This window comes from Nostoc sp. T09 (genome assembly GCF_002154695.1).
Taxonomy (GTDB): domain Bacteria; phylum Cyanobacteriota; class Cyanobacteriia; order Cyanobacteriales; family Nostocaceae; genus Aulosira.
In genome coordinates, this window is sequence record NZ_MTAV01000027.1 from 14,872 (window position 1) to 36,118 (window position 21,247).

Genomic DNA, 21,247 nt, shown 5'->3' on the forward strand with positions numbered 1-21,247 from the left:
AAGGTGCGATCGCAGTTGTATCATGACATCACTAGGAAGCTTTGTCCCCATTCTCAATCGATGATTTGACGGCGTAAATGATAAGTGGGAAATGTGCCATATCCTTTAGCAAAAGGGATCTGTCCTACATAATCGCAAGTAAAATCTTCAACCCCCAAGGTGCAAGCTAGGGCAGCAAAAGCTTGGCTTGTATAAACTTTACCTGGTGGGGTTATCGGTTCAATTCTGGCAGCATAGTTAACATGAGTACCGATGTAGCTTGTATCTTTAGTCACGGGGTTAACATATTGGTAAACTGGCCCTGCATGTAAGGAAATCCGCAAATTGAGATTCTCTGGCAGACCCTTTTCTAACCAATTAATCTGTTGAATGAGATCGCATAAATCAAGGGCAAAGTTACCAGCATCGCTGATACTGGGAAAGACATAATATAAAGCATCTCCCCAAGTATTTTTCACTAATGGCTTATAACTTGATTTAGCTTCTAGTTCAGCAACAGAACCGAGAAAATATTCGACATATTGAGGAATTTGTTCTTCAGTTAAGTTTGAGTACTTAACAACATCAGCAAACAAAAGCGCCATAACTTCTCTAGATTCGCCATTATTGCTTGCTTCTTGAATAATATTTATTTCTGGTTGCCAATCTTGAGATGAATGGTTATTTGTCAGTGACGCTTTTCTCATCGATTCCAAGTCGATGATTTCTACTTCATAGCCCCATGCTTGCCAAGTCTTAATCGCCCAAGCCGTACCACCAGTTCCATCACCAGCTTTGCCATCCCAAACCGCAAGGTGAATCAGTTCTGTATCGAGTAATTCGGCTCGCATTTTACCTAAACCGTGGACAACACAATTGGCATATTCATATAAAACTTGGCTATTTTCTAATTTGCGATTAGAGCAGGTAATGACTTCATTAGCTTTATCCAATAATTTTTCGCATCTTTGCTTCCAGTTACTATGAGGAATTATATCGACTGAATACTTAATAAATTCTTCTCGATCGTAAGGCAGTACTATATGAATATCTCCATTGAGTTCCAGAATTGCTTCTAAAAACAAAATATCGGCACCACAAGCAGCGGAAGCATATCCTATTTTGGCATCGAGAGCCGAGAGGCGATCGCGAATAGCTCGATAAACTTGTTCTTCTAATTCCGGGGGAAACCTAGGGATATTTCTCCCTGGCCGATCAATCATGTGTCCGCTAAAGACTACCGCGCGCGGTAGTTTAAACCATTCCTGAAAGCGCTGGGTATCTCCTTCTAAATATTCCAGCAGGAGTTTTGCATTGCGGCGGGTAGAACTGATATCCCCAAGCCGTCCTTTTCCAACTTCTATTGCTCGTTTATACCATTTTTCGGCTTCTGGCCAATCTCGCAAAATTAGGGCAGCTTCACCCAGAGTTGCTAATTGCCAATAATCTTTTTCTGGTTGTTGCAAACATTGCTCTCGTACTTGAGCCGCAATTTCTCTTGCTGTTACTTCGTCTCCCCTTAACAAATTCATGGTAGCAGCATTAATTCCTGGATAGTAATTGCCACTTAATTGATAGGCTTGTTGATATCTTTGGGCTGCTAATTCTAGATGGCGTTGTTTTTCTTGAGGGGTAGTTGCTCGCAGGTAAAGGTCTTTATGAGTTCTAGCAAGAATAGAGATAGTTTCTCGATCTGATTCTCCTGCTGACACCAATTCTAATAGAAGCGAATTAGCTCGTAATATTGCACCACTGCGCGCCAATGCCAAAGCTAAAAGTTGCTTTAATCTAATATTGTTTTCCCAGTGTTTTAGTCCTTCAGTGATGACATCATAAGCCATTAAAGGTTCGCCTATTTGCAGAATTGTTTCTCCCAGGACAATATAAATATCCGGTGAATGAGGTCTAATCTTAATGGTTTCTCTTTGAATCGCCAATAAAGAACTTAAATTTAATTCTGACGATTCTTGGAGATTTTTTAGCATTCCAGCCAATTGTTGCTCTTGTTGCTCATCTGCTAAGGACGTTGCTTGTCCTTCAATGCGGTAGCCTAATGCTAAGAGCATCTTGATAACTCCTAGGGCTGTATTGCGATCGTACTGTTTCTCTGATTCTGATAATTCTTCATAGGAAACTAGCCCTGGATGTTCTTTGCGAATATCGTCTCTTTGGTGGCCATATTTCCATCCTTCTGCTATACGCTGCTGTGCCCAGATTTCATGTGTATTTTTAGCTAGTAATTCAGTCAATTTGAGGTGTTCGGTATTGATGATTACTTTTGCAGTATCTATTGGCTCTGGTTTATAGTTCATTTTGACTGATTAGATTTATTAGTGACAAAATGCTAAATTCTCATTCAATAATTCGCTGAATTTTTACTGATGTGTTCTGATAAAGACCATGAGTTTAATGGCGTAACGTAATAAGTACAAAATCAAATACGTTATGCTAATTACTTGAAAACTCAAAAAGCTCAGCTTGTTGAGTTTTGAATTCTAAGGCGCGTTGCTAGCTATCTACTTTGCAACTACCATCGACACAGAATGAGGATTGATAGGTACTGGAACGCTTGCCAAAGATGGTATAGCGATTATCGCGGATTTGTTCGTAAAAGCGATCGCCTACCCACTTCACTCCAGGTAATGCTCGGTAAGCATCGACAAATATGCTTCCTAAGGGCATTAACCGCCCAATTTCTTCAGCTGCATCACTACCTTGCCAGCGTCTTTGGGGCGTATTCGCATCAATTAAAATCATTCCTTGTTCACAATTTTGGGGAGTAATCCCAAATTGAGCGATTGTTTGTTCATCTTGCATCGGGCTGTAGCGAAACAGCTTTCCTTGGTCTAAGCTCTCTAATAATTGCACCAAAGTAACGCAGAGATTGCATTTCCCGTCGTAAATCACGTAGTAATTCATCAGCTTTGCTTATGCCCCCAGGCAGAAATATAGTTTCTATGAGATTATAGATTTCTGTATGTAAACTTAACTTACCTATACTCCAAAAAAGTAGCTAGGGTAGTTAAGAAGGTAAGTATAGCGTTACACCTAAATCCGAATGCTTGCTGGGGTGCGAACAATGCCAGAAGAGAAAATCTTAACTGTTGATTTTGCTCAACGAGATGCTTGTTCAGAAATTCTACCGCGATCGCCCCTGCTATCGAGTTACGATGCCAACTGGGATGGTGTTCGCCTAGATCATCATCGACAGCCTGGCTATGAAACCCCCGAACACTACTGCCAACAGCATATTATTACTATTAGCCTAGACCAAAGTGTCCACAAGACTGAGCGGGTTTTTAACGGCAGGCTTCAGAGTGAGCGCATCGGCTATGGAGATGTGGTCATACTTCCAGTAAATACCAATCACTTATCACGTTGGGAATTAGAAGCAGAATTTTTAGTCATTAGCCTGGAACCCGCTTTGTTTACTCGTGCTGCTTTTGAGGCAGGAGATCTACAAAGTTTCGAGATTGTACCACGCTATGCGGCACCAGATCCCTTAATTCAACAGATTGGGCTGGCACTTCAGTCAGAGCTTAAATCAGATGGCATGGGTAGTCGTATTTACATAGAATCTCTCACAACTACACTCTGCATTCACTTGCTCAAACATTACTCTGTATCCAATGAGACAATTACGACCTACTCTCAAGCGCAAGGTCTTTCACAACTGAAATTGCGCAAAGCCATCTCATATATTCAAGAAAATCTAGAGCAAGATTTAACCTTAGCTGAGATTTCAGCAGTGGTGGGAATGAGTATGTATCATTTTTCCCGGTTATTTAAACAGTCAACGGGTTTTGCTCCTCATCAGTATGTGATGAATTGCAGAATTGAAAAAGCAAAAAAGCTCTTAACTCGCACTGAACAAACTATAGATCAAATCTGCCAGCAAGTAGGTTTCCAGAATCAAAGCCACTTCACAAATGTTTTCCGCAAATTGATGGGTACAACGCCTAGAGTCTATAGAGAAAAAGTAAAAATTTAATGGGGAAATTTACCAAAAATAAGCGTTAGCTGCCGGATTTCAAATACACTTAGTTAAGCCTATAAAAACAGAGGCATTATTAATGCAATATCAGAAGTTTTAGCTACAGCAGCCTTAGAATATAGTTATATTTCTATACAAAATTAAATTTATTTATGCAAATAAATCAAGTAAGAAAAGCGGTAATTCCGGCTGCTGGCTTTGGTACTAGATTATTTCCTGCTACTAAAGTTGTCAAAAAAGAACTTTTCCCAATTATTGACCGAGATGGGAGAGCTAAACCCGTAATCTTAGCAATTGTAGAAGAAGCAATTAGCGCGGGTATTACAGAAGTAGGCATTGTTGTACAACCTGATGATCTAGGAGTTTTTGCAGATTTATTTAAAAATCCACCCACACCAGAACTTTGGCAAAAGCTTTCGTCGTCCAATCAAGAATATAGTGAATATCTGCAAGAATTGGGTAAGAAAGTTGTGCTATTAACCCAACAACAACAAGAAGGATATGGTCATGCAGTATTTTGTGCTAAAGAATGGGTACAAAACGAGCCATTTCTGTTAATGTTGGGCGATCATGTTTATAAATCTGATATTAATAAATCTTGTGCGCAACAAATTGTTGAACTTTATGCACAAGTTAATCAAAGTGTAATCAGTTTAACTACAATGCCAGCTGCAATCATCGACAAAGCGGGATGTGTAACAGGACTGTGGCAAGAGTTCAATTCGCTGTTGACAATAACACAACTGGCAGAAAAACCCAGTATTGATTATGCACGCCAGCATCTACAAGTAGAAGGCATGGCAGAAGATGAATTCTTATGTGTATTTGGTTTATATGTATTGACACCAAAAATTTTTGATTATTTGGCAGACAGCATTCAGAAAAATTTCCGCTATCGTGGTGAATTTCAATTAACAACTTGTTTGGATCAATTATGTCAGGCAGAAGGAATGACAGGTTATGTAATGAAAGGTAAATGTTTTGATACAGGTTTACCAGATACCTATCGTCAGACATTAATTGATTTTAAGTGAGATTCAGATTGTATAGCTCTCCTCTTCCAAAGTGAAAGCTTGTGGATATGGCAGCAATATTTTGATATTGTTAGCAAAAACTGACTACATCGATTTATTTTGGTTGCACGCTTGGGATTTTACTACACCTGTAGAGGAAGTTATGCGATCGCTTGATGATATGGTTCGTCAAGGTAAGCTCGTAAGCTCAGTCAGTTTCAAGATAACTTAGCGGCTTTGGATGTCACTTTATCACCAGAACATCTGCATCGCCTGAATGAAGTTAGTCAATTGAGCTTGGTTTCCCCCATGATTTCTTGCAGAATGATATAATCCGCGATCGCCTTTTTGGTGGCACATTTAGTGCTCTAGATAACTATAGAGCCTGAGTGAGCTATTTTGCTTATGAAGAAGATAATAACTGATGGATGCCGAAATTCCCTCTATCTCTAGGAAGTTCCAAAGACTAAGGCAATATTTGTAGACTTATTGTGATGATCCAAGCAGATACAACATCATGAGCGACAATAAACTTGCATCTCGTCTTTTTCCCACCCGCATTGATATTCCTGCCGAAGCGCGATCGCAAATCGTGGTACTTCTCAATCAAACACTAGCAGCCACTTTAGACTTGAAAACCCAAGTAAAACAGGCCCATTGGAACGTTAAAGGCACTGATTTCTACCAGCTGCATGAATTGTTTGATGAAATTGCTACTGAACTTGAAGAATACGTCGATATGGTTGCTGAACGCGTTACCGCTTTAGGTGGCTACGCTGTAGGAACAGCCCGCGCCGCAGCTAGCAATTCAATTTTGCCAGAATATCCTTTTGAGATTTTAGATGGTAAAGACCATGTGACCGCTTTGGCAGATCGCTTTGCACCTTATGCTAAACATCTCCGGGAAGCGATCGCCAAAACCGATGACTTGGGCGATCTTGACACTGCTGACCTTTATACTGAAGTTTCTCGCACCATTGATAAACGTCTGTGGTTCTTAGAGGCGCATCTCCAAGTAGCAGAAATCAAAGGCGAGAATGGCGCATCTACTGTGAAAGCAACTAAACAGCCGGTTGGTGTGAAGTAAGAACTTTTGAGATTTTCACTTCTAGCAGTCCTATCTGATTTGTCAAATCTTCGTAGGTAGGGCATTGCCCAGGGTATGATTAATTATTCACAAATGATCTAGGATTGCTATAACAGTAACCTTTTGGTAAGTACGTCACTTTTAAGTGCGTACTTTTCATTTTGTATTTAAATACATTACTATTTAAATAGTTCAAAAATAAATTTAATACTAAGTTGCGTTCAATGAGCACAATCAAAATGCAAAAGAGCACAGAGCAAGTAATCAACACAGAAAATTAGCTGTTTAAATGCAACTTAATTAGTAATTCACTGAAACTTAATATTTAAGTTCACCTGTTAGGCAATAAAAGCTGGAAATAATGATTGCTTAACTTACAGTACTCAATTTGTGAATCAAAAAAATCAACTAAAAACGAGGTAGATTCATGTCTCAAAATACCAAAACTCTCCTAATTCATGACAGCAACTCACGCGGTCATACTAAAATTAGTTGGCTCAACAGTTACCACACGTTTTCCTTTGGTAATTTTTACGATCCCAACTACATGGGATTTCGCTCTTTACGAGTGATCAACGATGATACAGTTGTTCCTGGTGCTGGCTTTGGAACCCACGGTCATCGAGATATGGAAATCCTTACTTATGTGTTATCAGGCGCTTTAGAGCATAAAGATAGCCTAGGCACAGGTTCGGTGATTCGTCCCGGTGACGCACAGATTATGAGTGCTGGTACTGGTATTACCCACAGTGAATATAATCATTCGCAAACTGAGCCAGTTCACTTTCTGCAAATCTGGATGATACCTAACAAGCTAGGATTAGCGCCAAGGTACGACCAAAAAACCTTTCCGCCAGAAGAGAAGCTTGGCAAACTACGTTTAATTGCTGCTAAAGATGGGCGTGATGGCGCTGTGACAGTTCATCAAGATCTCGATCTGTACGCATCTATTCTGGAAAAGGGTGATGTTGTTAATTATGAGGTCAAGAGCGATCGCTATGCCTGGTTACACGTAGCTCAAGGTGTCGCAACTCTCAATGGCGCGGAACTCAAAGCAGGCGATGGCGTACAAATCAGCGGCGAAGAAAAACTTGAAATCAGCACAAACGCCAGTGCAGAAATCTTGTTGTTTGATTTAGCTTAATCGCTAGTTGGGACGCTACAAGGCAGTAGATTTTAGGTTGACTGCGTTCTAGAAGACAATACGCTCGCTTAATTGGCTCTGTGAATTATTCACAGAGCTATTTTTTTGAAAGATTAAGTTGCTTTAAGATATAAGGAGTTTTATTAAAGAATTTAAAAGAAACCTTAAGTTAATTCCTTTATCTATCTAGGGTAAGAAGTAATTAGTTCACAAATTTTAGAAATTAGAGTAAAGAGGAGCAGTTTATATATCATACTATAATGACTTATTTTAAAGATAGATACAAATCGTTACCGAAAGAACAGCAATTTTGGCACACAGAATTAGTTAGATATGGCGTAGACTACCATCAAGCTGCTAAAGTCGCTAAGATTTTAGCCGATAAAAAGCCAGATGAGCTTTTGAGCGAGGAAGAGATCAGGCTGACTAAAGAAGTTTGTGAAGTTTGGTTAAGACAACGCAACCGTTTGGCCTCCATTTCCAGGGCACTTGAGTAAGATTCTCTTTTGAGAAAGACTTATAGGTGAGGCGGACGCGGGGACGCAAAGAGATTCTAATAATAGATGTGAGTCTGGGAAAAATCAGGGTAATTTACAGTTTAAATGGCAAAATTTGGAGATTTAATCAGGGTGATATATCGCTAGCACTTTATAGCTGACTACTACTCAGGTATGATTGGACTCATTGGGTTTAAAGGGGCGGTAAAGACATAATATATGACACCTGAACCCAAAATCATAATAGCAAGGCTGAAAAGGAGTACCCAGCGGTCTGTCGGTTCGTAAGTATCTTCTTCAATATCACGACGAACGGCGAAATAGTGGCCAGTGGAAAGCCACACCGTGATTAAACCGACTAGGGAGAACACCAAGCCTAACTTCCAACCATTACCAGGATGAGGTAACAAAGGTACTTGAAAGGCGCGCAGACGGACGATAACAACACCAAAACCTAAAAGAGCGATCGCGGTTCGCATCCAAGCAAGGTAAGTGCGCTCGTTAGCTAGGTGATCCCGGATGCGTGACGGATTTAGTCTACCCGGCTTTTTTTTCTCTTCAACTTCTTCACTACTTTTTGACTTTAACTGCATCAATAACGCCCTCATCCCCAAAAAGAATCTTCTCCAAAAAATGCCAAAATAATAGCAAATCTCCTTGTAGGTAATTTGCATTTTGTGCGATAGTCGCACCGCCAAAATATTCTTGATTTGCTTGGGCATTTCTTTTAACCTTATTTTAATGCAGATATATAGATAAAATCAAGCCTAAACATTGTTTCATCCCTGGAAAAATTCAAAGTTTAAAAAATCAATTTTGAATTATCCCCAAGGAGGTTGACATGATTACATACCCAAATAAAACAGCCAAAGGTAGAGAGCGTTTCACCTGTGCTTTCTCTACTTTTGGCTGCAACTCTATTTAAATTGAGAAAGTTTATGCAAACCGCGATCGCTCGCTATACCTCAAGAGTTTTCGCTAGTAGGCACATTAGGAACGCGTGTATCTATAAACGCCTGAGATACGTTAGGGATAAACCACTTCACTTCCTTAGCTTTGACTACTTTAGCGTTAGGAACATTCAATTCAATTGCGGCAGTATCGGGATTAGTTTTAATCACTAAGTGGCTACCATCAGCTATCTTGACAGCAACTGGTCCTGGGGATTCTTTAGCTTGTCCATCACTACTCGAACTGGCAATTGTGGCATCGTTCGGAAGATAGAAGCCATCACAATCCCATTCATTTCTAGTAGACTGACCATCTGCTAAAAAATACAAGCCATTGTCGTATAAAGCATCATCATCCTGTTCTTGACTTGGGTCTTTACCGTAGACAGCTATGGTTTTACCTGTTTGATTAGTGCATTGACCCCAGTTAATACCTGTTTCTAAAGCATATTTTTGAAAGGTTAATTCATCAATTTTTTGCTGAATTTCTTCTGGAGTGACAGTCTCGTTGAGGGTTTTTGCTTCTTTTGCTTTAGAAAGTGCTTTAATCGCTTTTGTAACTTCTACATAGTCAGGGTTCTTGCTGACTTTTGGTTTATCAGCAAAGGAAGGTTGAGCAAAAGCGAAATTTAGCAAAATCATCAAGACAACTAACAGAGATTTGAAAAGATTCATAAGTTCTATCCTTTGGGAAGTACTAGCTTTTTTGAGAAAATCTTAATGTACAGTCTGTTAACTAATTAAACTTTTATCCTCTTTAGTTAATGGCTGATTATGCATAACTAAAATCATCGATAAAAAATAGCATAGCAATTACAGAAATCAGAATAAAAGTAACATTTTCATTGATACAAGACACGAGGCACAAAATTATTGCCGTGTTCAGTCAAAAAATGGGCGATCGCTGTCGCTATAGCTGACGTGAATAGCTTCAATGGCTCACTTGCCGTATATTTTGGGATAACGTCGTTTTTGACATACACAATCTCCTATAACTGCTGAGCGATCGCGTCATATCGCGATCAACGTATCGCTACTTCGCTCGATGGGAATTTGCAAACTTTGCCTCAGTTGCTTGGGCCCGGCGTCCAAGGCTTTGATTTATACTTTAGGCAAACTAAACGATAGGGTCAAATGCTTTTTTTTGTCAAAATGATAAATACAAGTGATTAAAAATTTGACATTACATTTTAGGGATAGTTGACATGGCAGGCATGACGCTCGATCAGCTACGCATCTTTCTGGCTGTGGCGGAGAATCTACACTTTACTCGTGCAGCAGAAGAGCTTTATATTACTCAGCCTGCTGTCAGTGCTGCGATCCAAAGCTTAGAGCAGGAATACCGAGTCAAGCTGTTTCATCGGATTGGTCGCCATATCGAGATTGCGGAGGCTGGAAAGTTACTAAAAGTGGAGGCGCAAAAAATTCTTGACCAAGTTAGCTTGACGGAACGAGGGTTACGGGAACTGAACAATCTCCAACGTGGGGAATTAAAACTAGGAGCGAGTTTAACAATCGGTAACTATTGGCTTCCGAGTAAGATTAGCGAGTTTAAAAGCCAATATCCTGGCATCTCTGTTAATTGTACACTCGCCAATGCAGAAACAATTGGTGTCGGGACAGCAATGGGACAATTTGATTTGGGTTTGGTGGAAGGAGATGTCAAGCCAGAACTGCAAAATACGATGGAGTATGAAATCGTAGGAAGCGATCGCTTACAAATTGTTGTGGGCAAAACACACCCTTGGTTTGAGCGTGGCGAAATTTATCTAACAGAACTGACTCAAACTCCTTGGGTGATGCGAGAACCGGGTTCTGGAACACAACAAAGATTTGAGGAAGCCTTGCAAAACTGGGGAATCAATCTTAGCGAATTGGATGTCATGTTAGTGTTCACCAGTGGTGAGATGGCAAAAGCCGCAGTGGAAAGCGGTGTAGGAGCCACAGGAATTTCCGAGTTAATGGTAAAAAAAGAAATCTTGCTTGGGACTTTACGTGCAATGCGAGTTATTGATAACAGAGATGGATCTAGTGTAAGTGTAGAAATAGTACGACCCTTTTTCAAACTCAAACATCGCCAGCGTTTCCAAACAGCACTCTCAAAAGCTTTTGAACAGATGTTGATTTCATCTCTGGTAGATAATTCATCTCAAAATTCATCAACATTTGTCATCAAATAACAACTGTCTTAGCGAGATTGTATATCTTTGAGAATGTTATTGGATATACATTATCAGCAAATAGCTTTCTCAATCAATACCCCTCCAAATGCTTATTGTTGGAGGGTTTTATATTTTATTTACTAAAGTAATTTAAGTGTAAAAAATAAAATTTTAACAGTATATAAACACAATAATAAACTACATTTGTTACCACCTATATCTAGGAAGCGATCGCCTGTTAGCAAAAACAGAACATTTTTCGCAAGAATTTAAAAGACAGCCGCATCACCATATTTGTAAACTGGATTTTAGCACTCACCTTTCGGTAGATTAGCGCAAGTTATAAAGGGAGTATATTTAAGTTGGGATATCACATAATTTTTCATCAAGCCTCATGCTAAATCAGTAAATTAAATTTCAATCAACTGTATTTCTTCTAACTCATTAGTAGTTAATTTTTTTTTTAGGTTCTCTGCATACCATGACATCCCCTGAACATCAAACTGATTTTGAAGAACGCCTTCCAGAGTCATCATTTGAGCCACCTCCAAAACAACGGCGGTGGCTTCGGTTATTGTTAGCTGCACTATTATTGCTTGGCGGTGCAGCTATAGTTTGGCGTTTGGTAACTCCTCAACATCAAGCAGCTGCACCAACTAATGCTCCTCCGGGAGTAAGAGTTAAGTTAGCGCCAGTACAAGCAGGCACAATTGAGGAGAGTTCCGATTTTATTGCTAACCTAGAATCCCGGCGCTCAGTTAAGTTACAACCGAGAATTCAAGGACAAGTAACGCAAATATTTGTGCGATCGGGAGATACCGTTGCTCAAGGAACGCCAATTGTTCAAGTAGACCCAAGACAGCAACAAGCAGCAGTTAGTGGATTAAATGCTGGGTCCCAAGCGGCCAGAGCACAACTACAAAATGCCATAGCTACCCTTAAATCTCTACAAGCCGATCGCTTATCTAATGTTGCTGATGTGCGATTGAACCAGCAAGATTATGACAGGTATACTAGCCTCGCCGACCAAGGAGCAGTATCCCGACAGACTAGAGATCAATATGCCAATCGGCTAGCTACAGCCAAAGCTCAACTCAACGCCATAGATTCCAAGATTCAAGCACAGCAAGCGAGCGTATCCCAAGCAGAAAAAGCTTTGCAGCAAGCTGAGGCAAATACTAAGCAACAAGTAGTCGAACTTCAGTACTACAAAATTGCTGCTCCTTTTCCGGGGACAGTTGGTGATATTCCCGTAAAAGTCGGTGATTTTGTGAATACTTCCACACAATTAGCTACCATCACTCAAAACCAACCTTTAGAAGTCAACATCTCTGTACCCCTTGAGCGGGGACCGCAATTGCGTAAAGGATTACCAATCGAAGTAATGGACGCCCAAGGACAACCTTTGGGTAGAAGTCAAGTATTTTTCATTTCTCCAACCATCGGTAATGGTACTCAATCAATCCAAGTCAAGGCACTCTTGAATAACTCGCAACGTAAGTTGCGGGCAGATCAATTAGTGCGGGCTAGAGTGATTTGGAATCGGAAATCTGGAGTTTTAATTCCGACAACAGCAGTGTCTCGTGTAGCAGGGGAAACTTTTGTTTATGTAGCGCAAACAGAAAATAACCCACAAGGTAATTCCCAATTAGTAGCTCGGCAAAAGCGGGTGAAGTTAGGCAATATTCAAGGCAATAATTACCAGGTTATTGAAGGATTACAGCCAGAAGAAAAAATTATCGTCTCCGGGTTGCTGAATCTCAGAGACGGTGTTCCTGTCATTCCAGAGTAGGAACTAGGGGCTAGAAGCAGGACAAGTCAGACAGGGGGAAATAACCAATGCTCCATGCCCCATTTCCAATACCCCATTTCCAATACTTGAGCAACGATTCCCATGTTTGTTGACTTCTTTATCAGGCGACCTGTATTTACAAGTGTCTGCTCCATCATCATCCTTTTGGTAGGAGCAATTAGCATCCCAACACTGCCCACAGACCGCTATCCCGAAATCAGCCCGACGCAAATTAACGTTACTGCTAATTATGTGGGGGCGAGTGCTGAAGTTGTCGAAAACACCGTTACAACTGTTTTAGAGCGCCAAATTAACGGGGTTGAGGGCATTAAATACATGACCTCAAACAGTAGTAACAACGGTACTAGTACGATTACAGTCACATTTGATGCAGCGCGCAACAAAGATATTGCGGCGGTAGATGTGCAAAATCGGGTTTCTGTTGCTCAACCGTTGTTACCAGACGCCGTGCAGCGAACTGGAGTCACTGTTAGCAAACAATCCAACAACATCCTCTTAGCGATGGGGTTGTATGCCGAAAAACAGGCTTTTGACAACGTCTTTTTAAGCAACTACGCCGACCTATATCTAGTAGATGCCCTCAAAAGAATTAAAGGTGTGAGTGAGGCGCGAATTTTTGGTGAACGCCGCTACGCTATGCGTTTGTGGCTCGATCCCAACCGTCTTGCTAGTCGTAACCTTACCGCCCAAGATGTAATTGATGCACTTAACGAACAAAACTTACAGGTGGGTGCTGGGCAAATTGGACAGCAGCCAACAGCTAAGGATCAAAATTACCAAATAGACTTGACAGCAGTTAGTAGGCTGACAGATGTCTCAGAATTTGACAATGTAGTTCTCAAAACCGCTGCTGATGGCTCGCTGATCACACTCAAGGATGTGGGTCGGGCGGAACTAGGAGCAGAAAACTATAACTCGTTTCTGCGATTTAGAGGTAACGAAGGTGTCGGTATAGGGATATTTCCGACCCCCGGGAGTAACGCCTTGGATGTTGCTAAGGCGGTGAAAGTAGAAATGGTGAAACTTGCACAAAGCTTTCCGCCAGGGATGAAATATCAAGTGGCTTTTGATACCACATCATTCGTGGAAGCTTCACTAGCAGAAGTTTTGAAGACGTTGGTGGAAGCGATCGCTCTTGTCGTCCTGGTAATTTTTATCTTCTTACAGGACTGGCGCACGACGTTGATTCCGGTGATTGTGATTCCCCTGGCGTTGGTCGGTACATTCGCCTTTATCAAGGCATTTGGGTTTTCGATCAACACCTTGACGATGTTTGGCATCACCTTAGCAACAGGGTTAGTGGTTGATGACGCAATCATCGTCGTGGAGAATATCTCCCGCTTGATTGAAGAAGAGGGAATGTCACCGCGCCAAGCGGCTTCTGAATCAATGCGCGAGTTGTTTGGGGCGGTACTGGCAACTTCTTTGGTATTGATGGCTGTATTTGTTCCCGTGGCATTCTTTCCTGGTTCCACAGGGCAGATTTATAAACAGTTTGCGCTGACGATCGCCTTTTCGATTGCCATTTCTACCTTTTTGGCTCTGACCCTGACGCCTTCGCTCTCCGCCTTATTACTGCGTCCCGGACAAAAACCTCGTGGTTGGTTAGGCAAGATTTTCAATCAAGTAAATAGATTTATTGATTGGATGCGTAGAGGGTACGAGCGATCGCTTTTTCGTCTCAACCGCGTCGCTGCGATCGTTGTCTTATTATTTGTCCTGTCCTTGGGTTTGACAGCCTGGGTTTACACCCGCGTACCCACAGCATTTATTCCTGAAGAAGACCAAGGCTATTTCATCACCATTATCCAAGGGCCAGAAGGAGTTTCGCTCAACTACACCAGCAACGTTATGGCGAAGGTAGAAAAAGAAATCCTGAAATTGCCAGAGGTAGTTGGTACTTTCGCCATTGGTGGCTTTGGTTTTAGTGGTAACACTGCTAACAGTGGTGCAATTTTTACCACCCTCAAACCTTGGAATGAGCGCACTGGTGAGGAGCAATCCGCACAAGGCATTATGAATAAACTGCGGGGAGTGCTATCGGCAATCCCAGAAGCGAGAATTTTACCAGTTAACCCACCAGCGATTCAGGGTTTAGGTAGTTTTGGCGGTTTCCAATTTGAGCTACAAGACAGAGCTGGTAATAATGGCTTGGGTACAATGACGCAAGTTATGGGTCAGTTACTCCAACGCGGTAATCAAACACCAGGATTGCAAGCTGTGTTTAGCACATTTAGTGCCAATACACCGCAGATGGTAATTGAAGTAGACCGCAGCAAAGCCAAAGCCCTGCAAGTTAAAGTCAACGATATCTTTAACACCTTACAGAGTTATTTGGGTTCACGGTATGTCAACGACTTTAATTTGTTACAGCGGACTTACCGAGTCTATGTGCAAGCAGACGCACAGTTTCGTTCTAACCCTGAAGATATTGGTAAGTTGTACGTGCGCTCTGCCAATAATCAGATGATACCTCTGAGTAATTTGGTAAAAGTTACTCCCACGACTGGGGCGCAAACCATTACTCACTACAACTTGTTCCGCTCAATTGAAATCAACGGTGGTGCTGCTCCCGGGTTTAGTTCCGGACAAGCAACCAAAGCAATGGAGCAATTGGCTAAAGAGGTTTTACCAGCCAGCATGGGTTACGAATGGTCGGGGATTACCGCCGAAGAACAACAATCTGGGGGTTTAGCACCTTTAATTTTTGGATTGGGACTTGTCTTCGTATTTTTGGTACTGGCTGCTCAATACGAGAACTATGTTGATCCACTGATTATTATGTTTGCCGTTCCCCTAGCTATCTTAGGGGCATTATCGGCTCAGTCACTACGGGGTCTAGCCAACGATGTATTTTGTCAAGTTGGTTTGGTAATGTTGATTGGTCTGGCTAGTAAAAACGCCATTTTGATTGTGGAATTTGCTAACCAACTCCGAGAACGCGGTGTTCCTCTGGTCAAAGCAGCAATCCAAGCATCTGAGGAGCGCTTGCGACCGATTCTGATGACATCCTTCGCTTTCATCCTCGGTCTTTTGCCCTTGGTAGAAGCCGAAGGTGCAGGTGCAGCCAGCAGACAATCTCTTGGTACAGCTGTTGCTGGTGGGATGATTGTTTCTACTTTATTGAGTCTGTTTGTCGTACCGATTTTGTATATCGTAGTCAGCAGAATCCGCGATCGCTTTCGCCCCCACAAGCAGCAGCCGCTACTCCCAGAACCCAGCCAGGATGGCAAAGTTCCGCATTCAACCCATTTTTAAGCTTGGTAAAAAGGCAGAGGGTAGAAGGGAAGATAAAAGTTTTTTGGTTCTCTTTCTGCTTTGCCCAAAATAGATTCAAGCCCGCCTGTTTTGGGCAGAATCTTTTTATTTTGGCAAGGGTGAAACTGAGTGAAATTGCAGTCTACCCTTCTATTGCTTCTGCCCTCTGCCTTTGTTTGTAAGATCAGCACTAATAAATTAAAACTAGAATTTGCCGACTGCAAAACTTTTCAGTTTTATAATTGTCCTGGTGCAGCTAACAAAACGGGTAAATTACTGTAGCATAAAAAACGTTGTATAAAACGTTTCTGAATCATTAGAGTATCTTCTCATTTACCCGGTTTTAAAGTCTGTATTTTCCAAGCAAAATATCACGTTACAAGTATCCAATAATTATGGATTTGTCTAACTTTACTACACTCCAAAACTTAGAAGCTGCCTTCGGTGGTGAATCGATGGCGAATCGGAAGTATCTTTTCTTTGCTGAAGTGGCGCGTAAACTTGGGTTTACAGATTTGGCGAAACTTTTTAAAGAAACAGCAGAACAAGAAACAGAACATGCTTTTGCACATTTTGTTTTGCTACACCCAGAATTAGCTATCAATGATCCATCAGCTTTAACTGATGAACAAAAGCGGGAAATTGTATCTCGTTGTTTATCATTGGCCATTGAAGGCGAAACTTATGAATACACTACAATGTATCCAGAATTTGCCTCTGCTGCCCAACGCGATCGCGATAATTCTGCTGCGGAAGAATTCCTTAAGCAAGCTAAAGAATCTACCGATCATGCCAATACATTTCGAGAAGCAGCACATCGTTTTGGCTTGCTAAAATTTATCGAAAATTACCACGCCGATCGCTACGCTGAAGCTTTAGAAGTCCTGAACGGTGGACAAGCAGCAACTAGAGTTGCAGGTGATGATCCTAAAACTCGTAAATGGATTTGCAGACAATGCAGTATGATTTACGATCCCGTTGCTGGCGATCCTGATTCTGGTATTGCACCTGGAACACCATTTGAAGAAATTCCTGATGACTGGAAGTGTCCAATCTGCGGTGCTAGCAAAAAGACTTTTAAACCACTTGAGGAAAAAGTCGCTGCCTAAGATTGTAATGTGGCGGTTCTCGTGAGGATGAATGGTGTCTAATTAAGCTCAAACTCATAGCGCAGAAACTTTTTACTCAACACGTCATTTGCTACCCTGGGAGAAGTTTTCTTCTCACAGGTGTAGGTTTTTATTTATTAGCATTTCATTAGTAAAAAATAAACCTATATATATTGGCTAGTAAATCCAAGAGCTGTTTGCCCGATCAAGTAAACAGCTTAATATCAAGCTGGTTATGATTCACATCCAAGAAGTAGACACAAAAAAAGTTCTAATAAATCTCAGTTTTTATACGGATGAGCAATGTTTTTGTAAGTATATCTGGGATGAAGCGACATGAAATACTAATCTACGAGGTGGCGTCATGAAATTTGTTTCTTGGAATACTCTTGCCAGAACTGCTTTAAATGGTTTTTATGCACATGGAAGAGGTGCTGTGTACTTCTCTAAAGATGGCAATGTACATTATTGCTGGGAAGGTCAGATATCTTTAGCTGTTTTGTTTTATGATCCAGAAACTGAGTTTGTACTGGTAAAAGAGTGGGTTAACCCTGACACTCAAACCACTCATTTTGCTACTGCCATTATGCCTTTAGGGTCAAATGTTGTTTTACAGTTTTAACATAAATAGAGCTTACTCTTTCTGGGTGTGACATCAAGCAAAGCCACCAGGAGAAGTTTTAGAAATTGATGTGGGACTAAAAAGTGTCGTTGCTACCTTCAATAGTCTTTGTGTAAAGCGTTCAAGGTTTTGTAGATACTGAACCTCAGCTTAAATGATCGCAACAGTGTGTTTCCCTAAAACAAAAAGGCTCGAATAATTATCACAAAGTACAACGACAACCCTTGTAAAGTAAAAATCCCACGCCTATAAGTAAAGGTGTGGGAAAGTCAAAGTAATTTGTAATTGATAGTTCATATCATGTCCGGTTGAACAGTTGTCATTGCGACCGGAGGGAAGCAATCGCAAAGGTGTTGGGATTGCTTCGTTGCACTCGTGGCGGACATATCGCAACTAATTTAGCGGATATGATATCATCATTCGTAATTACAATTAATGCTTGCTCTGAACCTGCCGCTAATTGACGACCACTAAATTTTAAATTTAGCGATTGCTTTGTCTCTCTTAATTACGAATTACGAATTAGTAATTATCTTCTCATTCCTTATATTTTCATGCTCGGCACATCCTGATCGTCACCTTGATATTCCGGAAGATCGTTGGGTGCGCCGCAAGCGGAAATATTGCCAGTAAAATTCACATCTGCTGTCAATTCTGGATGCTGTTCTTTACGTTGGGCGATTTGTTCGGGAGTGAGAATTTTGGACTCGTCAAAACCTAACTCAATTTCTGTATGCAGTCCTTTGTATTTCACCCGTTTGAGATTATAAAAGCGTTTATTGAGGGTAGTTTGGGCAAAAGCCTTCAAGCAACCTAAAAGATATTTCCGCTTAAAGGGATCTTTGACAAACCAATACTCAATCGTTTTGCGTAGATAAAAACGGGCGTAGTTCCGCAGCACTCCTTTAAGAACATCCTCCCGTTCCATTGCGTTCGGCTTCATGATCGGGGTGACAAAGTTATATTGCGAATAATCCCGCACCTCGACGCGATCGCCTAATTCTTGAAATAATTCCGAAAATGGCCAAGGGGTAAACATATTCCAGTTCACCATGTCTGCTTTCCAGTCCAGTGCCATTTTATAGGTTTGTTCAATTGTTTCTGGGGTTTCGTTCTCTAAACCCATGATGAATTGAGCTTCGGCAACGATACCATTTTGCTTTAACAGTTGGATCGCCCGCTTATTTTGTTCAATTGTCGTTTCTTTGCGGAACAAATTTAACTTTAACTGGGCGGCGGCTTCTGTACCTAAAGAAACATGAACTAGTCCGGCTTTGCGGTAAAGGGGTAATTCTTGCTCATCTCGCAAAATATCTGTGACGCGTGTATTAATTCCCCAATGTACGCCCAAATTACGTTCGATTAATTCGTTACACAACGCAATAAATTTGGGCTTGTTGATTGTCGGTTCTTCGTCAGCAAGAATGAAAAAGCCAACTTTATGTTTTTTCACCAAAATTTCAATCTCATCGACAAAGCGCTTGGGAGAACCGGAACGGTATTTACGCCAGAACTTCCACTGGGAGCAAAAACGACAGGTAAATGGACATCCTCTAGCATAGTTGGGGACAGCTACCCGCACGTTGAGAGGGGTGTAGATATATTTGCTCCAGTCTAAGAGATCCCAATCTGGGGTGAGGGTATCCAGATCAGCAATTGGGGGATGGGCTGGTGTAGCAAGCACTTGACCATCTTCGAGAAAGGCGATACCTAAAATATTACGGCGATCGCTTCCATCTGTACCATTGGCGATCGCGTTTAGTAAATTAACTGTAATCTCTTCTCCTTCGCCGCGGATAATGTAATCTACCCAAGGTGCTTCATTCAGCACTTCATTGTACATATAGGTAGGATGAACCCCGCCCATAATTGTCTTTGCTTGCGGGCAAACTTCTTTAACAATTTTCAGAGTTATCTGCGATTGGTAAATCATCGGCGTAATCGCCGTTGCTAATACAACATCCGGCTGATACTTAGCGATCATCTCCGCTAAAACATCATTAGGAATATAGTCTGTCATCGCATCAACAAAGCGGATATTGGTAAAACCAGCCTGCTTTAAAGCTCCACCAACATAAGGAACCCAACTTGGTGGCCAATTCCCAGCAATTTCCGCACCCCCAGAATGATAGTTGGGTTGAATCATCATGATACGCATAATTTTCTTCCTGCTGCTTGAAAGATGATTAGCAATTAAATTGCTTTAGAAAAAGCTGCATTTTTTCGCTTTCTAGTATGAGCATCGAAGATGGATGCAATATTACGGATGAGTAATCTGCCACTCGGTGTTACCTCAATACCATTGGGTATTATCCGAATTAGTCCATCAGCTTCTAGCAATTTCAACTCAGATAATTCTCTGGCAAAATATTCATTAAAATCCGTATCAAAAGCTATATGATATTTTTCTTCTATATCATTAATTGAAAGTTTGAACTGACACATCAATTCCATAATCACAGCGCGGCGGAGAATATCATCTCGATTCAGACTTACTCCTTTTTCAATCGGCATGATGCCTGTATCAATTGCTTGGTAGTAACTTTTGAGATGCTTAATATTTTGAACGTAAACGTCATGCAGCATACTAATGGAAGTAATCCCAAAGCCAATAAAAATTACGCCTGCTGAGTACACATCGTAGGCATCGCCCATCAAAGTCTCAGATGATGGACATTTGAAGTACTGAGTGACTTACTCTTTCATCAGTGCAGGTATCCAATTTGTAGAGAGAAGATACCTACACTCAAAAAAAACGCCAAAATCAAGAGTTTCCCTAAATTTTACTTTTGAAGTTTGATGCTTATTCAGCTGCAACTAATTCTGTGCTGCCAGGTTGATCTTGGCGGGTAATCAAATCAAAAACGCGATCGCCAATTGCAGCTTTCACATCAGGTTCTAACTCCTGGACAACATTGCGATTGAGTTCAAAAGCATAATTTGCCTCTGCAATAATTTTTTCAGCTAAAGCATCATCTACTGGTAATGAATTCAAAGCATCACGATATTGAGCTTTAAATGCTCTGATGGCTTCAACAGTAGGTAGAGCCTCAAATTCATGCAGTCCAGTTCCTTGATTCGGTGGTAAGTCCATCGCTGAACGCACAATTTTTTTCAAACTCTGACCCCCAGACAAATCCCCCATATAGCGAACATAAGCATGAGCAACTAGTAATGCAGGTTCTGTGTTTGCTACTTTTTGAATTCGAGCAACATAAGCTTTACCTGCTTCTAGCGCCAATATTTGCTCGCACCAGTCCTCACCGTAGTAAAAAGCGAGGTCTTTCTCTAAATTTGCCTTACGGTTTAACAGCCCAAAATAAATCAGACTGATTACAGGATGAGTGCTATGACGCTGAAGTTCTGCTTCTAACGCACTATAGACCAAATACAAATTCGCTGTCAGTTTACGGAACGGCTCTTTTTCCACAATTCCTTTCAGGAAACACTTCATAAACGCCGTATTTTCCGCCATTGTATGGGAGTGTTTCGTTCCTTCCCTTAACTTGGTTGCTAGATCGCTACTCATACCCGATTCCTAATATTTTAATGCCTATATAACTTTATGGCTATATAAATACTAAACAAACTAAACTTTTCAAAAATTAACCTGAGGTAG

Annotated in this window: 17 protein-coding genes and 1 pseudogene; 11 read left to right on the plus strand and 7 right to left on the minus strand. The window is 41.1% G+C overall.

Going from position 1 to position 21,247, the window contains the following annotated elements; translation table 11 throughout:
- Positions 1-53 precede the first annotated feature (53 nt).
- Both BV372_RS07740 and BV372_RS07745 read right to left on the minus strand, forming a co-directional pair.
- Positions 54-2,291 carry a TRAFs-binding domain-containing protein gene (locus BV372_RS07740; RefSeq protein WP_086685530.1) on the minus strand — a complete coding sequence of 746 codons (2,238 nt, stop codon included), beginning with the start codon at positions 2,289-2,291 and terminating at the stop codon, positions 54-56.
- Positions 2,292-2,487: 196 nt separating this feature from the next.
- Positions 2,488-2,898 (minus strand): thiol-disulfide oxidoreductase DCC family protein, encoded by a 411-nt coding sequence (locus BV372_RS07745; RefSeq protein WP_086685532.1) that lies wholly within the window; start codon positions 2,896-2,898, stop codon positions 2,488-2,490.
- Positions 2,899-3,058: 160 nt separating this feature from the next.
- On the opposite strand from BV372_RS07745, the gene BV372_RS07750 reads away from it, so the two are divergent.
- The 6 genes from BV372_RS07750 (at position 3,059) to BV372_RS07775 (ending at position 7,714) form a co-directional block, all read left to right on the plus strand.
- On the plus strand, positions 3,059-3,970 hold the full coding sequence (locus BV372_RS07750; RefSeq protein WP_086685534.1) for a helix-turn-helix domain-containing protein: 912 nt from the start codon (positions 3,059-3,061) through the stop codon (positions 3,968-3,970).
- 155 nt (positions 3,971-4,125) lie between these two features.
- Positions 4,126-5,007, plus strand: coding sequence for a UTP--glucose-1-phosphate uridylyltransferase (locus tag BV372_RS07755; RefSeq protein WP_086685536.1), 882 nt, complete (start codon positions 4,126-4,128; stop codon positions 5,005-5,007).
- Positions 5,008-5,068: 61 nt separating this feature from the next.
- Positions 5,069-5,218, plus strand: coding sequence for an aldo/keto reductase (locus tag BV372_RS38325; RefSeq protein WP_373270750.1), 150 nt, complete (start codon positions 5,069-5,071; stop codon positions 5,216-5,218).
- A gap of 285 nt (positions 5,219-5,503) precedes the next feature.
- Positions 5,504-6,073, plus strand: coding sequence for a DNA starvation/stationary phase protection protein Dps (gene dps, locus BV372_RS07765; protein ID WP_086685538.1), 570 nt, complete (start codon positions 5,504-5,506; stop codon positions 6,071-6,073).
- A gap of 427 nt (positions 6,074-6,500) precedes the next feature.
- Positions 6,501-7,217, plus strand: a complete 717-nt coding sequence (locus BV372_RS07770) for a pirin family protein (protein ID WP_086685539.1) — start codon at positions 6,501-6,503, stop codon at positions 7,215-7,217.
- Positions 7,218-7,477: 260 nt separating this feature from the next.
- Positions 7,478-7,714 carry a hypothetical protein gene (locus BV372_RS07775; RefSeq protein WP_086685541.1) on the plus strand — a complete coding sequence of 79 codons (237 nt, stop codon included), beginning with the start codon at positions 7,478-7,480 and terminating at the stop codon, positions 7,712-7,714.
- Between the two features lie 164 nt (positions 7,715-7,878).
- On the opposite strand, the gene BV372_RS07780 is transcribed toward BV372_RS07775, so the two are convergent.
- Positions 7,879-8,436, minus strand: coding sequence for a YidH family protein (locus tag BV372_RS07780; protein WP_218776693.1), 558 nt, complete (start codon positions 8,434-8,436; stop codon positions 7,879-7,881).
- A gap of 243 nt (positions 8,437-8,679) precedes the next feature.
- Positions 8,680-9,339: a hypothetical protein gene (locus BV372_RS07785; protein ID WP_086685544.1), complete on the minus strand. Its 660-nt coding sequence runs from the start codon at positions 9,337-9,339 to the stop codon at positions 8,680-8,682.
- 530 nt (positions 9,340-9,869) lie between these two features.
- Here BV372_RS07785 and BV372_RS07790 point away from each other — a divergent pair.
- The 5 genes from BV372_RS07790 (at position 9,870) to BV372_RS07815 (ending at position 17,628) form a co-directional block, all read left to right on the plus strand.
- Complete coding sequence (locus tag BV372_RS07790; RefSeq protein WP_086685546.1) at positions 9,870-10,844, plus strand: LysR substrate-binding domain-containing protein; 975 nt, start codon at positions 9,870-9,872, stop codon at positions 10,842-10,844.
- Between the two features lie 463 nt (positions 10,845-11,307).
- Positions 11,308-12,618, plus strand: a complete 1,311-nt coding sequence (locus tag BV372_RS07795) for an efflux RND transporter periplasmic adaptor subunit (protein WP_086685548.1) — start codon at positions 11,308-11,310, stop codon at positions 12,616-12,618.
- A 102-nt stretch (positions 12,619-12,720) separates the two neighbouring features.
- Positions 12,721-15,897, plus strand: a complete 3,177-nt coding sequence (locus BV372_RS07800) for an efflux RND transporter permease subunit (protein ID WP_086685550.1) — start codon at positions 12,721-12,723, stop codon at positions 15,895-15,897.
- Positions 15,898-16,292: 395 nt separating this feature from the next.
- Positions 16,293-17,006 carry a rubrerythrin family protein gene (locus BV372_RS38185; RefSeq protein ID WP_086685553.1) on the plus strand — a complete coding sequence of 238 codons (714 nt, stop codon included), beginning with the start codon at positions 16,293-16,295 and terminating at the stop codon, positions 17,004-17,006.
- A gap of 364 nt (positions 17,007-17,370) precedes the next feature.
- Positions 17,371-17,628 (plus strand): hypothetical protein, encoded by a 258-nt coding sequence (locus BV372_RS07815; RefSeq protein WP_086685555.1) that lies wholly within the window; start codon positions 17,371-17,373, stop codon positions 17,626-17,628.
- 544 nt (positions 17,629-18,172) lie between these two features.
- Here BV372_RS07815 and bchE read toward each other — a convergent pair.
- From bchE to BV372_RS07830, 3 genes and pseudogenes are all read right to left on the minus strand, one after another.
- Positions 18,173-19,786 (minus strand): magnesium-protoporphyrin IX monomethyl ester anaerobic oxidative cyclase, encoded by a 1,614-nt coding sequence (gene bchE, locus BV372_RS07820; RefSeq protein ID WP_086685557.1) that lies wholly within the window; start codon positions 19,784-19,786, stop codon positions 18,173-18,175.
- A gap of 35 nt (positions 19,787-19,821) precedes the next feature.
- Positions 19,822-20,238: pseudogene (locus BV372_RS07825) on the minus strand (coproporphyrinogen III oxidase); the annotation flags it as partial.
- A gap of 193 nt (positions 20,239-20,431) precedes the next feature.
- Positions 20,432-21,157, minus strand: a complete 726-nt coding sequence (locus BV372_RS07830; RefSeq protein WP_086685559.1) for a heme oxygenase (biliverdin-producing) — start codon at positions 21,155-21,157, stop codon at positions 20,432-20,434.
- Positions 21,158-21,247 lie beyond the last annotated feature (90 nt).

Excerpts from the sequence above, each read along its gene's own strand:
- BV372_RS07740 (WP_086685530.1), bottom strand. The coding sequence starts at position 2,291 with ATGAACTATAAACCAGAGCCAATAGATACTGCAAAAGTAATCATCAAT.
- BV372_RS07745 (WP_086685532.1), bottom strand. The coding sequence starts at position 2,898 with ATGAATTACTACGTGATTTACGACGGGAAATGCAATCTCTGCGTTACT.
- BV372_RS07750 (WP_086685534.1), top strand. The coding sequence starts at position 3,059 with ATGCCAGAAGAGAAAATCTTAACTGTTGATTTTGCTCAACGAGATGCT.
- BV372_RS07755 (WP_086685536.1), top strand. The coding sequence starts at position 4,126 with ATGCAAATAAATCAAGTAAGAAAAGCGGTAATTCCGGCTGCTGGCTTT.
- dps (WP_086685538.1), top strand. The coding sequence starts at position 5,504 with ATGAGCGACAATAAACTTGCATCTCGTCTTTTTCCCACCCGCATTGAT.
- BV372_RS07770 (WP_086685539.1), top strand. The coding sequence starts at position 6,501 with ATGTCTCAAAATACCAAAACTCTCCTAATTCATGACAGCAACTCACGC.
- BV372_RS07775 (WP_086685541.1), top strand. The coding sequence starts at position 7,478 with ATGACTTATTTTAAAGATAGATACAAATCGTTACCGAAAGAACAGCAA.
- BV372_RS07780 (WP_218776693.1), bottom strand. The coding sequence starts at position 8,436 with ATGCCCAAGCAAATCAAGAATATTTTGGCGGTGCGACTATCGCACAAA.
- BV372_RS07785 (WP_086685544.1), bottom strand. The coding sequence starts at position 9,339 with ATGAATCTTTTCAAATCTCTGTTAGTTGTCTTGATGATTTTGCTAAAT.
- BV372_RS07790 (WP_086685546.1), top strand. The coding sequence starts at position 9,870 with ATGGCAGGCATGACGCTCGATCAGCTACGCATCTTTCTGGCTGTGGCG.
- BV372_RS07795 (WP_086685548.1), top strand. The coding sequence starts at position 11,308 with ATGACATCCCCTGAACATCAAACTGATTTTGAAGAACGCCTTCCAGAG.
- BV372_RS07800 (WP_086685550.1), top strand. The coding sequence starts at position 12,721 with ATGTTTGTTGACTTCTTTATCAGGCGACCTGTATTTACAAGTGTCTGC.
- BV372_RS38185 (WP_086685553.1), top strand. The coding sequence starts at position 16,293 with ATGGATTTGTCTAACTTTACTACACTCCAAAACTTAGAAGCTGCCTTC.
- BV372_RS07815 (WP_086685555.1), top strand. The coding sequence starts at position 17,371 with ATGAAATTTGTTTCTTGGAATACTCTTGCCAGAACTGCTTTAAATGGT.
- bchE (WP_086685557.1), bottom strand. The coding sequence starts at position 19,786 with ATGCGTATCATGATGATTCAACCCAACTATCATTCTGGGGGTGCGGAA.
- BV372_RS07830 (WP_086685559.1), bottom strand. The coding sequence starts at position 21,157 with ATGAGTAGCGATCTAGCAACCAAGTTAAGGGAAGGAACGAAACACTCC.